General features: G+C 35.1%; 12 protein-coding genes and 3 pseudogenes. 2 read left to right on the forward strand and 13 right to left on the reverse strand.

Annotation, left to right across the window (positions count from 1 at the left end; all coding sequences use genetic code 11):
* Positions 1-3: 3 nt before the first annotated feature.
* A pseudogene (locus tag QWZ06_RS13230) lies at positions 4-626 on the reverse strand (hypothetical protein).
* Positions 627-692: 66 nt separating this feature from the next.
* Here QWZ06_RS13230 and QWZ06_RS13235 point away from each other — a divergent pair.
* A pseudogene (locus tag QWZ06_RS13235) lies at positions 693-2,179 on the forward strand (aminotransferase-like domain-containing protein).
* Between the two features lie 40 nt (positions 2,180-2,219).
* Here QWZ06_RS13235 and QWZ06_RS13240 read toward each other — a convergent pair.
* The 12 genes and pseudogenes from QWZ06_RS13240 to QWZ06_RS13295 all read right to left on the reverse strand — a co-directional run bounded on the left by QWZ06_RS13240 (position 2,220) and on the right by QWZ06_RS13295 (position 13,298).
* Positions 2,220-2,411 carry a PepSY domain-containing protein gene (locus QWZ06_RS13240; protein ID WP_353960015.1) on the reverse strand — a complete coding sequence of 64 codons (192 nt, stop codon included), beginning with the start codon at positions 2,409-2,411 and terminating at the stop codon, positions 2,220-2,222.
* Positions 2,408-3,394: a PepSY-associated TM helix domain-containing protein gene (locus QWZ06_RS13245; protein WP_290298632.1), complete on the reverse strand. Its 987-nt coding sequence runs from the start codon at positions 3,392-3,394 to the stop codon at positions 2,408-2,410. The genes QWZ06_RS13240 and QWZ06_RS13245 overlap by 4 nt, the downstream gene beginning before the upstream one ends.
* Before the next feature lie 2 nt (positions 3,395-3,396).
* Complete coding sequence (locus tag QWZ06_RS13250; protein WP_290298634.1) at positions 3,397-3,876, reverse strand: TonB-dependent receptor domain-containing protein; 480 nt, start codon at positions 3,874-3,876, stop codon at positions 3,397-3,399.
* Complete coding sequence (locus tag QWZ06_RS13255; protein ID WP_290298636.1) at positions 3,863-5,812, reverse strand: TonB-dependent receptor; 1,950 nt, start codon at positions 5,810-5,812, stop codon at positions 3,863-3,865. Before QWZ06_RS13255 ends, QWZ06_RS13250 begins: the two co-directional genes overlap by 14 nt.
* Positions 5,813-6,302: 490 nt before the next feature.
* Positions 6,303-7,112, reverse strand: a complete 810-nt coding sequence (locus QWZ06_RS13260; protein WP_290298638.1) for an alpha/beta hydrolase — start codon at positions 7,110-7,112, stop codon at positions 6,303-6,305.
* Between the two features lie 191 nt (positions 7,113-7,303).
* Positions 7,304-8,277 (reverse strand): annotated as a pseudogene (locus QWZ06_RS13265) (3-oxoacyl-[acyl-carrier-protein] synthase III C-terminal domain-containing protein).
* 214 nt (positions 8,278-8,491) lie between these two features.
* Positions 8,492-9,076, reverse strand: a complete 585-nt coding sequence (locus QWZ06_RS13270; protein ID WP_290298642.1) for a Crp/Fnr family transcriptional regulator — start codon at positions 9,074-9,076, stop codon at positions 8,492-8,494.
* Positions 9,077-9,249: 173 nt separating this feature from the next.
* On the reverse strand, positions 9,250-9,831 hold the full coding sequence (locus QWZ06_RS13275; protein ID WP_290298644.1) for a 5'-methylthioadenosine/S-adenosylhomocysteine nucleosidase family protein: 582 nt from the start codon (positions 9,829-9,831) through the stop codon (positions 9,250-9,252).
* A gap of 62 nt (positions 9,832-9,893) precedes the next feature.
* A complete protein-coding gene (locus QWZ06_RS13280; RefSeq protein WP_290298646.1) occupies positions 9,894-10,274 on the reverse strand; it encodes a hypothetical protein in 381 nt (126 codons plus the stop codon).
* 146 nt (positions 10,275-10,420) lie between these two features.
* Positions 10,421-11,122, reverse strand: a complete 702-nt coding sequence (locus QWZ06_RS13285; protein ID WP_290298648.1) for a DsbA family oxidoreductase — start codon at positions 11,120-11,122, stop codon at positions 10,421-10,423.
* Positions 11,123-11,195: 73 nt separating this feature from the next.
* Positions 11,196-12,362, reverse strand: a complete 1,167-nt coding sequence (locus QWZ06_RS13290; RefSeq protein ID WP_290298649.1) for an MFS transporter — start codon at positions 12,360-12,362, stop codon at positions 11,196-11,198.
* Between the two features lie 15 nt (positions 12,363-12,377).
* Positions 12,378-13,298 (reverse strand): alpha/beta hydrolase, encoded by a 921-nt coding sequence (locus QWZ06_RS13295; protein ID WP_290298650.1) that lies wholly within the window; start codon positions 13,296-13,298, stop codon positions 12,378-12,380.
* A gap of 148 nt (positions 13,299-13,446) precedes the next feature.
* Between QWZ06_RS13295 and QWZ06_RS13300 the strand changes: the two genes are divergently transcribed.
* Complete coding sequence (locus tag QWZ06_RS13300) at positions 13,447-13,839, forward strand: winged helix-turn-helix transcriptional regulator (RefSeq protein WP_290298651.1); 393 nt, start codon at positions 13,447-13,449, stop codon at positions 13,837-13,839.
* The last annotated feature ends 80 nt before the right edge of the window (positions 13,840-13,919 follow it).

Genomic DNA, 13,919 nt, shown 5'->3' on the forward strand with positions numbered 1-13,919 from the left:
CTTTTAAGCATAGTTCAGCTGCGCTACTTCTTCTGCAATGGCATTGATCCATTGTTCATGAAGTTCTTTCTCTATTTGCAGAATGTGATCTGCATGGAGTTGCCAGTTTTCAGAGAATTCATTGAGCTGATTAATCATTTCTTCCAGATGGCCTTCTTCTTCCAGGATAATAGATTTTACCATGATTTTTGAAGATTCTTCTGTAAGGATCTGTTGATAAACAGGATAAAGCTCATCAGCACGAACCTCAATAGCATAGGTAACAAAGAGATAAGCAGCGTACTTAAGATCTTCTTTTGTCAATTCAAATACATCTTGAAGATATCTGCAGGCCTTAATATCCAATGAATGCAGATATTGCCTTGTTGCTATGGGAGCAAGGAGCTCTCTGTTTCATAAGTTTTACAAAGTTCCGGATCTATTTTTCCAATCTGTTTTTTAAGGTAATAAGCATGACGGTGTTCTTCGGCAGCATGTTTAAGCTGAATTTGGGTAACTAAAGCCGGATGCTCACACTTTGATATTTTTCTTGCCCCGGCATTTTCCATAAAAGAAAGGGTGTTCAGCCATTTGGCATGTGTACTGCCATCTTTTACTATTTTTTCGAGCAGATGATGAAATTCCATAGATTTTTATTTTGATGTCAAAAGTAGTATATTGCCGGATGGTTCTATGGTGCCAGTTTTTATATTATGGATAGTCCGGTTAAGATTCCTTATGAAAGTTTCATTAAAATAGATAGAAAATCAGAGACTTCTATCTATTTGCAAATTGCTAATCAATTGGTGAATGCCATTCAAAGAGGATTTTTACCTTTTGGAACGAAGCTTCCCGGAACCAGAGCTTTTAGTGAAATACTGGAAGTGCATCGAAATACAGCAGTAGCCGTTTATGACGAACTATCTGCTCAGGGTTGGGTGGAAAGCTTTCCGAATAAAGGAACTTTTGTTATTGGAAAGGATCAGGAAAAACCTCTTCAGGTAAGGGATTTCAAAGATAATAGTCTTCAAAACTATCCCAAAACAACAGGGTTTACTTTTAAAACCTCTAATATTCTGGATAATCCGTTTGAGCATTCGGATTGTGAATATGTTTTTAATGATGGAGTTCCGGATATCAGATTGACTCAAATCGGACAGCATTCCAGATTTTACAGTTCTATTCTTAAGCGGAAGTCCAATCAAAAAGGGCTCGGTCACTATAACCAGGACGGAAGTGAGTTTTTCAAAGAGCATTTATCCCAGTATCTTAATCTATCCCGTGGTTTACCAATTTCCAAGAGCAATCTTTTGATTACCAGAAGTACGGAGATGAGTATTTATATTGTTTCCGAAATCCTTTTGTCTCCAGGAGATACCGTTCTGGTTGGGGATCTGAGTTATTTTTCTGTGAATATGATTTTCCAGAAAGCTGGAGTCAATATTGTAACTCTTCCCATTGATGAAGACGGAATTATTGTAGAAAGTGTCCGTGAAGCTTGTCAAAAGCAGAAAATAAGGATGCTTTATCTTACTCCGCACCATCACTACCCAACAACAGTGGCTTTAAGTGTCCAACGAAGAATGGAGCTACTGGAATTAGCCAATGAATATGGATTTGTCATTCTTGAAGACGACTATGATTATGAATTCCATTATGATAAAAGTCCTATTCTTCCTTTAGCCAGTGCTGATACCAATGGAATGGTGATCTATATCGGGTCTTTTGGAAAATCACTGGCACCGGGATTCAGAACCGGATTTATTGTAGCCCCTGAAAATCTGATGGTAGAAATGCGGAAGCATCTTGGAATTATTGATAGGCAAGGTGATATTTGATGGAAAGAACATTGGGAGAAATGATTGAGGAAGGAGAAATCAACCGTTATCTGAAAAAATCCTTAAAGGTATATCAGGAAAGACGGGATTATTTCAGCGTTTTGCTTAAAGAAAATCTTGGTGATGTGATCACTTTTGAAAAGCCTTCAGGAGGTCTTGCCATCTGGATGGAATGGAATATTCCTGTTAATCTGATGCAACTGAGCCGGAAATGTGCCCAGGATAATCTTTTTATTCCCAAAACCCTGCTCTATCAGAATAAAAATCTTACCGCGATAAGACTGGGCTTTGGAGATCTGAGTTTTGATGAAATGGACAAAAGTATTGAGATTCTTTCCCAGAATATCCTGCATTTTAAATAAAGATAAAAAAAGCCTCTATGATGATAGAGGCTAATGGTATTTATTTGTTGCTGATCTGAAGTTTTTTCTTTGGCTTCTTCCTTTTTCGGTTTAAATAAATGATGAGCCCTGTAATAGGAAGTGAAGTCGCAATAATGCCTGCTAAAAGGTAAAGGATTCGCCCGGTGGCACCGAAAATACTTCCGGTATGCAGGTCGTAATTTCTTTCTCTTAACGCGGTACCATACCCTATCTTTCATCTTTATATACCTGGTGTTTTAAGATTTTTCCGGAATACTGGTCAAAATTATATTGTTCATTCTGATACTGCTTATTTCCATAGGTGAGTTCTGCATAGTAAGTCCCTTCATCCGTTCTTGGGAAATTAATAAGTGCTGATTTTTTATCAATCAGATCTTTTTCCACTTTTTTACCAATGCTGTTCAAAATAATTTTGCGGTTTGTAAACTGCTCTAGAGGAATACTGCTTTTTACTTTTTGTTCAATTGGAGCGTTTCCATTCAAGGTATTTTTTATCCACTTATCGAAGTTTTCAAAATTCCAGATGAGTGCAGAATAAGAGATGAGAATCAAAGGAATTACAGCATAAAATCCTAAGACATTGTGAAGATCATAATTCACTCTTTTCCAGCTGGCTGAAGTTTTAATGGAAAACATTCCTTTCAGCATGTTTTTATTCATCTTTTTCGGATACCAGATGATCAGCCCGGAAAAAAGAATAATAACCAACATGAGTGTAGAATATCCTGTAATGGTTTTTCCTATTTTTTCTCCCAATAGCAACCTTCTGTGGAGATCCAGTACTATTTCAAAAAAGTCGTGTTTGGCATCTTCCACTTCATGAACTTTTCCCGTATATGGATCAATATAAACTCGATAATAATAAAGATAAGTTCCCCAGTAGGTTAATGCATCATTATCCATTTTAAGAGTTCGGAACACATATGTACGGGATGGATCAGAAGAAATCTGAACTCTTTTGATTGTAAGCCCGTCAGGAAGAACCTTTTCAGCTTTTAATGAAAGCTCAGAAAGAGATAATTTTTTATTTCCTATGTTTTTTACAACATACCTGTCAGGATGTACGAGATGTTTTAGTTCCTCTTCAAAAGCAAGAATACATCCGGTAGCTGCCATAATCACCACTACAAGCCCGGAGGTTAATCCGAGCCATAGATGTAATTGAAGGGCTGCTTTTCTCAATGTGAGCTTCATGATTAAAATTTAAGACTTACCTCAGCAACAAAATTTCGAGGCATTTGGGCAACGATTACTCCCTGTCCTGCAAAATATTGAACATTTCCAAGGTTATTCATTTTAAAACCAATTCTATATCTTTCTTTTTCAAGAGAAACAGACGCATTCACTAGAGTATAAGCTGGGAAAGTAAATTTTCCCGTGTCTGTCTTATTTTCGCTGAGTTGATGACCTACACGATTCACTCCTACTCCAAAGCCTAGTCCTTGCAGCTTGCCAGACTGAAGCACATAACTTGTCCAGGAATTAAATACACTGGCAGGTCCGGCAGAACCAGGACGAAGTCCGTCTACCGTAGGATCTGCTTTAACAAACTTACTGTCATTGTAAGTGTATCCGGCCATAATATTTAAGCCTTGAATAGGATTGGAAATAATTTCAACTTCAATTCCCTTGCTTCTCTGTTCCCCGTCCTGAATGGTAACTCTATATTTCACCATTTCGAGTTACTGCAATATCTCTTGATATATTATCTACCAGTATATCATAATATCCTACAGTGAAATTCAATCGGTTTTTCCAAAGATTTCCTTTAAAACCAACTTCCCATTGGTTGGCTTTTTGTGGTTTCATATCTCCACTGTAGTCCGGAAGCTCCTGATTCACCGGAGGAGTATAACTAAATCCGTTCATATAGTTACCATATACTGATAAACGATCTTTAAAGAGCTGATAGACAATTCCCACTTTGGGTGATAATGCTGTTTGGGTGAAATCTCCGGAACGGGTATTTTTATTTAGATCCAACTGTCCTTTGCTTTCATAATAATCAACACGCAAACTTAATAAAGTTATCAATCGGTCTGTAATGTAAAGGGCATCTGAAAAGTAAGCTCCATATATATTACTTGATGTGGTATTTCTGGTAAGAGCTGCTTTTGACGCCTGTATTTTTCTTAAAGCCAGATCATTCGAAATAAAACCATATTTAGCACCGGGATTCTGCCCGTTGATCGTATCATACTTGATAATAGGTGAATGATTGTTATTCAGGGTTTGATTTAAATAATCCAATCCAATAAGAACTTTATTTTTGATTTTTCCGATATTGAATTGACCGTTAAAGTTTTGCTGAACACTTGTAGAAGAGGCTTCTGAATTCTGCCATTGTACATTACGTTCAAGAGAAACATCACTGTCTTTTCCTCTGATAAACTGATACTGGTATAGACCTTCCGTTTTTCTGTAGTTCCTTGAAATAAGGGTTTGTGAAGTCCAGTGATCTGAGATTTTATAGTTAACTTCAGCCTTTACATTGGTAGACGGAGCTTTTAAGATCATATCATTATTGGAATACGATCTTTTCCAGTCAAAACCGAGTTCATGAGGAGTATGTGCAACAAATGCACGCCCTCTTGGAAGAAAAATAATAGGGGTATTTGTTGCTTCATAATTGTAAATTTGAGCACCTAAACTAAATTTCAGTTTATCATTTACCTGATAGCTTAATGAGGGTGAAACAAAGAAAGATTTTCTAAATTCTGAATCCCTGAACCCATTTTGGTATTGATAAGCGGCATTCAAACGAAATAATGTCTTTCTTGAATCTGTAACAGGTCCATAAACATCAACGGTAGCACGATTTAGGTTATAACTGCCCAACATATAAGAAACTTCACCACCAAAATAATCTTTAGGCTTTTTGGTAACGAGATTTATAAGCCCACCAAAAGAAGTAACAGCTCCGCCGTATAAAGTTCCGGATGGCCCTTTAATAACTTCAATACGTTCAATATCCGAAGGATCAATTTCTCCGTTAGTAGTGGCAGGAACTCCGTCTACCATTGAAATTTTTGTTGGAAATCCTCTAAGACTATAATAAAAGCTTCCATCTCCGGAACCTCTCCCCGGACTTCCCTGCATTTTTACCATACCGGGAACATTTTTCACCACTTCTGAAACATCATATGTAAGTTGTTCTTTCAGAATTTGTTGATTGATACTTGTATAAGCTTGTGGATTCTCCAGATTTTTCAAAGGCATTTTTGAGACAGAAGTACTGTCTTTATTCAGGAATTTGTTTCTACTAAATGCATAAATCGTTATTCCTTCAATCTCATTATTTTGTATTGAGACATGAATCGTGGGAATTTCATAGACTTCTTTTTCAATGCTGATCTGTTTCCGCATGAGTTCCAAATCGTTTAAAACTACCTGAAGTGTATATTCACCCGGAATAACATTATCAAAGTAAAATTCTCCCTGATTATTGGTTTTGGCTTGATATGAGGTATTAACAAGCCTTAGAATAGCATTTTTCACAGGAGTTTGTTCGGAAAGTAAGATTTTCCCATGAATACGTTCGCTTTGTGCCAAAAGAAGAGCAGGACAATTGATGAGAATAAAAAATATAATAAGGGTTTTAAATGTTTTCATGTTAGAGTTTTTGTAACAGTATAAAGTTTTTCATTTTTAGGTTGTAATTTCATAAAGATCTTCCGTGTGTTTCTTTTTACATTTTTTTAATTATTATTTTTTAGGTTAACGAGTAAATGGCTCACAGACAGCAACGGCATAATCTTTCCTGCCGGTTGATGTGGTGGATTTAAGGAGTTATTCATAAAAGTTCTATAAAGTGTTTTAAAGTAAATCTGTGGAATTGATCTCTTGTTTATTGAAATGTAGATCAAGTAAAATCAATAGACTGGTATGTGTTTTTGGAAATAAAGTTTTCATTGGTCTTGATTTATTCTTATTTGGAATAATTAAAAACAAAGATAAAAATAAATAGTGATTACTCTACTTTTTTAATTGAATTATAGAACTATTGTATGAGTTTTGAAAATACTACCCTCTGTTTACAATAAAAAACCCTTTCTAAGAACAATGCTTAGAAAGGGTTTAATAAGATTTTTAATGATGTGTATTATTTAAAATATTTATCAAATAAAGTAAGTTGTTCAGAAAGTGAACGGCTCCAATATTGAGTATCATGAGCTCCTAAAGATTCTATATACAAATGTTGTATTTTTTGTTCAGTAAGTTTGGTGTGAAATTTTCTGTTTTGCCCGATCATCTGAACATCTTCCGTTCCGCAGTCAAAAATATAGCGTTGATCGGCGGTTGCCATTAACTTAATCTTACTGTCTGTAAGAAAATTAGGGTTTATGGTCTCTAAAGGGCCCAGTACTTTATTGACCATGTATTTATGATACCCTTCTCCGAATGAATTAAAATCTAACGCTCCACAAGAACTTCCTACAATTCCGAATGTTTTATTATAAGTAATACCAATATTTGTAGCTCCATAACCACCCATACTCCAGCCCAAAATTCCTCTGAATTTCTTTTCAGCTTTTACCGGATAGTTTTTATCAATAAAATCAACGAGTTCTTTTCCAATAAATGTCTGGTATTGAGAATCTTTTACGATTGGACTATCTACATACCATGAACTGTAATTTCCATCAGGCAGTACATAAATGGTTTTATACTCCTGAGCTTTTTTAACGAGATCTGGAATATCTTCCTTTACTATTCTGTCCGGATTGCCACTGAAACCATGAAGAATATATACCGATGGATACGTTGTATTGGCTTGTAGATTGGGAGTGATGATAATCGTTTTGATCTTTTTATTCATTTTGGGACTGAAAATTTCCTGATGAATGATCTTCTGTGCTGAGAACTGTGCAAAGGCAGTCAAGACAACAACAATGTTGATTAGCTTTTTCATGCTTTAAAAATGTTTAATTAATACTGTATAATCATCGATACCTATTGTATAAATGTAAGATCTTTTGTTCAAATAATCTAAGAATACCAATGATCTTATAACAGAGCAAAATTGCACTGAAAAAAAAGGAAAAGCCTCAACAAATGTTGAAGCTTTTGTTCATTTATTTTTTACATATTCTTATTGAATAATTAATATCTCCATAACATCAATCCTGCCTGATAACCTGTCCCCAATGTCCATAACAAGATATATTCTCCTTGCTGAAGTTTCTTACATTCTTTTGATATTGATGCAAGGCGAGAAAAGGACTAGAAGAACCGGTATATCCTACTTCTCTTGAGTAGAACGGAACCTTTTCCGGAGATAAATTAAAATGCTCACAAATAATATTGATATTTTTTAATGAAAATTGAGAAAATAAAAACAGGTCGATTTGTTCAATGCTTAAATGATTACGTTCTAAAAATCCCTGTATATCATTCAATGCAAAATTGACACTGCCACTTCCATCAAAACTGTTATCCCATAACATCACATCGCTGGAATTATAACAGGAATATCCTTTAGGGGGAAACAAAACGGTATTACAGATACTACTGTCTGTATGGTAAAGAACATCCATTAATCCTGAACTAGATTCATCTTTTTCTACAATAAAGGCAAAAGATGAATCCGAAAAACAAAATGCTGTTACCGGGTTCTCGGAATCTAATATAACAGAAAATTTTTCGGAACATATTATCAATGCTTTTTGGGTAGTATCGGTTAATGATAGATATTTTGTAATCTGGTCTAAGGCAACAAAAGCACCAATACAATTGACATTGATGTCATAGCATAATGTATTTGCCTTTCCTTGTAATGCCTGATGAATTTTGATCGCATCACAAGGGATGAGATGTTCTGAAGTGCTGGTTACAAATACGATAATATCAATATCCAGAATGGAAATATTGCTTTCTCTGAGCACTCCTCTTGCTGCATTTATTCCCATAGAAAGTGTTGTCTCTTCAGAACCTTCAGTTACAATAAAACGATTGCCGCGTCCTAATACATTCTGGATCTTTTGCATAGATACATTTTGCTGTTCAAATTGTTCAATAACAAATTCATTGCTTTCCGCATGTTCCGGATGATAAAAAAAAGTGTGATGAAGTTTCATAATCGTCTAAATATTTAATTGAATTTTGGTTATAGTTTTTTATAATTCTCTTTAATGGGAATTATTGTAAATTTAGGAAAATATACTATACAAAAAATTGTATTGCAAAAAATTATTCTATACGGTATGTTATTTTGGAAGGTCTAAGTAAGAAATAGTGGAAATAAAAATCAAAAATATTATCTATTAAAGCTTTTTTAAAGTGCACAAAAGCTTAAACAGGCTTATTAATCTCTTTTCGTATACGGCTCAATTGCGTAGGTGTAATTCCCAAATAAGATGCAATGTGATGTTGTTTCAATCTTTCATAGAGAGACTTATTTTCCAGCAATAATAAATACCTTTGTTTTGCGGTCTCAAATTTTAAAGAAACTTCAAGAGGTTCTTTTTTTACAACCCAGTTTGTCTCCAAATATTGAATATGAAAAAGAGCAAGATCGTGGTATTTTTCTAACAATGCGCGATAGGCTTTAACTGGATATTTAATCACTGTACAATCTTCCAGAGCAATAATATTGAAATCACTTGGTTCATTTTTGATGATAGCTGATGTAGAAGCCACAAAACTGTTTTCTTCAAAGAAAATTTTATAAATAGAACTCCCATCTTCAGCAATAGTATAATACCCTATCAGTCCGGATTTTACGAAATAGTAATACCTGGCCATACTCCCTGCTTCCAGAAGAAGCTCATTCTTTTGGTATCGTTCTTCGCTGCAGATATCCAGTAATGCTTCGGTGGTCTCTGCTGATAGTGGATAATAGGTGTTGATTTGCTTTAAAAATTCGGAATTGCTCATTGCTAGGATTGCTTGTGGACCGTATAGAGTTTTTAGACAGTTGTAAGATAAGCGGCTTTTAAATTTTCTGTATCTATTGCTAAAAATTAAGTTATTTTTAAAAACTACATCGGCACATTAAGAGTATTCGTGCATTTGTGGCGATTAAAAATAACTTTTAGTAAAGATATGTTTTAAGAAAATAATATCTTTTTGAACGCTTCTGAAGCTAAATGTACCTGTTCGCTCCAGTCGTCAGCGGCATCGCTCCCGGCATCATCAGAGATGTATTTTAGGCATAGAAACGGGATGTTTTCTTGTTGTGCAATTAAAGCTAAAGGATAAGCTTCCATATCTACAATATTATAATCCGTTTCAGAATGATTCATTTCAAAACTATCGCCGCTTCCACAGATTCCTTCTTTCAAAGTATCCATTTTCAAGCCGTATTCCAAAACAGGCGGTACTCCGGATAAGGGTGTTTCGTACATTTTAAACCCTAAGCCTCTTACATCCATATCTCTCTGGATAAATTTTGTACAGCAAATCACTTCTCCTTTATGGAATCCTTTGCTTCCTGCAGACCCTAAATTGATAATTAGTTTCGGCTTTCTGGTGTGGATTTCTTTAGTCAGTTCTATGGCTGCATTCACCTTCCCGATCCCTGTGATCAATTTATTTTTATCATCAAATACTGTTCCTGCTTCAGAATCCAGTGCAAAAACAAAAAGTATATCTGCAATAGGATAATGAAAGTCATTATTAATTTTTATCATTGAAAAATATAGATTTATTCTGTATTACAAAGATACAAGAGTTTTGTTTTACTTCAGAAAGATTATAAAACTTGTGATTTTCTATTTCTGACATTAAGAACAATGAATATAAGATACCCTGTAATGAAAATAAATAAAGGAACTTTAAATGCTGCATAATTAAACATTGTCAGAGGAATTTGAATCATTCGGCTAATTAAAGGTGAAAGCATTAGAAGATAACTTAAAATGGTTATTAAATTTCTGCTTTTCCATTTGGTAAAGTTCAGTATAATACCTAAAAGCCCAAGAATGGCAAAAGACTGTTCAATATTTCCGAAATCAAATGTTGTAAATAACAACCAACCAATAAAAGGAATACCAATCATTTGTCCTGCTAAAATAATCAATGCATAAGAAAGGATTGAAAAATATCTCAGAAAGTTAATGCTTTTTATATTCATACTTTTGCGTCGTACCATGAGTTTTCATTAATGGACTAGCTTTTAATAATTTGACATTTTTAAATATAAAACTATTTCCATTACTTTAAAAAAACTTTTTTAAATCATTAAAAAACCCCAAACTAAAATAGCTTGGGGTTTAAATTTTAAATGCTGCATCCATCCGCATCACAGGAAGCTCCATTGTTTCCTGAAAGATCTTTAAAAGGACTCACTGTTTCTTTATAAGTCTGTTGCAGTGCATTTTCAAAAACTTCAACTGGTTGAGCACCTGAAACTGCATATTTACCGTTCAAGACAAAGAAAGGAACTCCGGAAACCCCATTGTTTCTTGCTTCCATAATATCCTGATTCACTTCATAATCCAATTGATCGGAAGTAACTGCTTCTCTCGCTTCTTCTTTATCAATCCCTAAGTTTTCAGCAAGGGAAATCAATACCTCAGTATCTCCTACATTTTTACCCTCAATAAAATGAGCGATAAACAATGCCTCTTCCATCTCATTCGATTTGTTGTGCTTTTTAGCTAAATGAAGCAATCTGTGAGCACTGAATGTATTGGTAATTAATGCTTTTTCAAAATTGAAATCAATTCCTGCACCTTTTCCCATCTGAGCAACCTGAGCAAGCATTTGTGTAGCCTGAGCTTCCTGTACCCCTTTTTTCTCTCTGAAATACTGAATGGTATTCTGAGTTCCTTTAGCATCTAAAGTTGGATCCAGCTGAAAACTCTTCCACTCTACTTCCACTTGATCTTTAAATGGCAGTTTTTCTAATGCCTGTTCAAAGTTATTTTTTCCAATATAGCAAAACGGACACATCACGTCCGACCAGATTTCTATTTTCATTCTATTTAATTTTAATTCGAATTAAGTATAGCAAAGATACGAATTTATTTTAATGTAATAAAATTTGTTACATTTATTCCGGACACTCTGGTAATAACTGGTTTCTTCTTTCAAACAGATATCTGAATATCATCATCAGGAAGGCCAGAATTCCAAAAACAAAGCCTATCCAAGGTGTATATTCTACTCCTTTTGTGATAATGATCCAGCCTCCGATGGTTGTTCCCAAAGTGACTCCTAAATTTCCGAACGAAGTAGCCAGACTGTTGGCAAACTCTAACGCATTAGGTGCCGCAGAGATCATATAGGTAGATGCATTCAGGAAACTTGGTGAATAAAGAAACCCCCAAACTCCTATGACGATGATTGTAGCAAGCAGGTTATCCTCTGAAAGGGATAATAATACCGGAATCAAAACCGTTCCGGAAAGAAAAAAGGCAAGAGTAACTGTTACATTCTTATTGAGCATTTTACCTGCAATTCTATTAGCTATAATCCCTATGATCCCAAATAAAAATAGCATATAGCTTATCATTGAAGTATCCATTCCTTTTGCTTTGCCCAGATAATCTGCAAAATAGCTATACGTGGAAAACCAGGCTGTAATCATAAAAAAATTAGTGAGAGTACTCAAAATGAATGACGGTTGCTTCAGGATTTTGACCTGACTTCCAAATGACTTTTTCTCATGTACAGGCATTGGTGGAAGAAGAAAATGAATAATCATCAGAGCAATTAAGCTTATGAAAGCCTGTATCATAAATGAGTATTCCCATGAATAAAGCCCTGAAATCCAGGTCGCAAACGGTACTGTAGTCACCATTGCAATGGCTACCCCACTGAAAACAATACTCATCAACTCGTTTTTCTTAGTATGATCTGCCCCGGTTACTGCTACAGACAGCGCTGTCGCAATATATACGGGTTGTAAAAACGCTGGAAGAACTCTCACTATCATAAGCAGCCAGAAAGGAGGCGAAAATGAAGAGATAATTCCTGTGATCAGAAACATAATAATGGCGGCTGTCATTACTCTTTTACGGTCAATACCTGACGTAAGCAACGTCATAAAAGGTCCTGTAAGCGCAATCACCAATGCAAAAGCACTTAAAAGATAACCAGCTTTGTCTATACTGATCTTATAATACTCTGCCACTTGCGGAAGAATTCCAATGATTCCGAATTCTGTAGTAATAACCGCAATAAAACCTAAAGATCCAATGTAGGCATACTTTTTCATGGTATTTCCTTTGGATTATTTAAAATGATGCTGGGCAAAATCTGCCATTTCATTAACGGCCAATTGAGGTTCTTCCAAGATTTCTCCCATATGCATAAAGCCATGAACGGTATCTTTATAAAAGCTTGTTGTAAGGGATACTCCGGCTGCTTTCATATTTTCAGCAAGGTTTCTCGCGTCATCAGCTAATGGGTCATGTTCAGCAATAAGTATTAAAGTAGAGGGAGTATTTTTAAAATCTTTTATTAAAATCGGAATTGCCAATGGATTATTGGCTTCTTCTTTGGGAAGGTATCCGTCCCAGGCTTCTACCCCACCTTGTTTATTCAGTACTGGTCCGTTTTCATAGATTTCCCAGGTTTTTGTATTGAGCTGATTATCTACTGCAGGATAAATCAGAACCTGAAACTTAAAGTGTTCTCCAATTTGAGTAGAAACGGCTGTTGATAAAGCTCCTCCGGCACTATCTCCTATGATCCCTATCTGATCTTTATCAATTCCTAATGATTCCGAATTTTGAATGACCCATTGTACCGCATCAAGACAATCATTTAATCCGGCAGGGAAAGGATGTTCAGGAGCAAGACGATAATCGATAAAAATTACAGTAGCTTCTGTTTTATTAGCTAGTTTACGAACAACGGCATCATGGGTCTCATAACCACCGGCAATGAACCATCCGCCATGGATATAGATAATAGCGGGTGATTTTTTGTCTGTTTTTCCTTTGGGACGATATATTCTGACTGGAATCTGATGATTTTCATTTGGAATATTCAGTTCTTCAATCATTGCAACAGTTTCTTTTTTTCCACTGAGTTGAAAAGACATTACTTCAAGATATTTACGGGCATCATCTAATGGATTTTGTGGATTAAAAGACTGTATTTTTTCTAAATGGGTTAAAATCTGATTGATTTTAGGAGTCAACTGCATTTTGTTTTAATTTTAAGTTAATATTGTTTTGCAGTGAACAGTAGCGCTATTGTTATTTTATCTGCTTTTATAGTGGCAAATTTAGTTTGCATCCCTTACATTTGCACTATACACAGGCCAATGTATGGTACTAACAAATTTGTAAGTAATGGGAAAGATAAAAGAAAACTCAACAAATAATATCAATAAACAATATATCTATGAATGCGACCTGAGTTATGCCGTATGTAAAATTGGCGGAAGATGGAAGTTGTTTATTTTAAGCCAATTAAAGGAAGGTAAATTACGTTTCAGTGAACTCAAAAGATCAATTTCAGGAATTACAGAAAGGATGCTTACTCTTCAGCTTAGAGAGCTTGAAAAAGAAGGGTTGGTAAAAAGGACGGTATATGCAGAAGTTCCGCCAAGAGTAGATTATGAGCTTACAGAGATTGCCAGAGAACTGATTCCTATATGGGATGCATTGAACGAATGGGGCGGAAAACACCGGAAGTTTATTGAAGTCCAAGAAGGCTGTGATGAGTTGTCAGGTAATGTGTAGCTAGAGTTAGAAAAGAAAGTCTTTATAATATATAATACAACAACAAGCTTAAAAGTATTTGTGCATCCATGGCAAAATAG

The organism is Chryseobacterium tructae (assembly GCF_030409875.1).
Taxonomy (GTDB): domain Bacteria; phylum Bacteroidota; class Bacteroidia; order Flavobacteriales; family Weeksellaceae; genus Chryseobacterium; species Chryseobacterium tructae.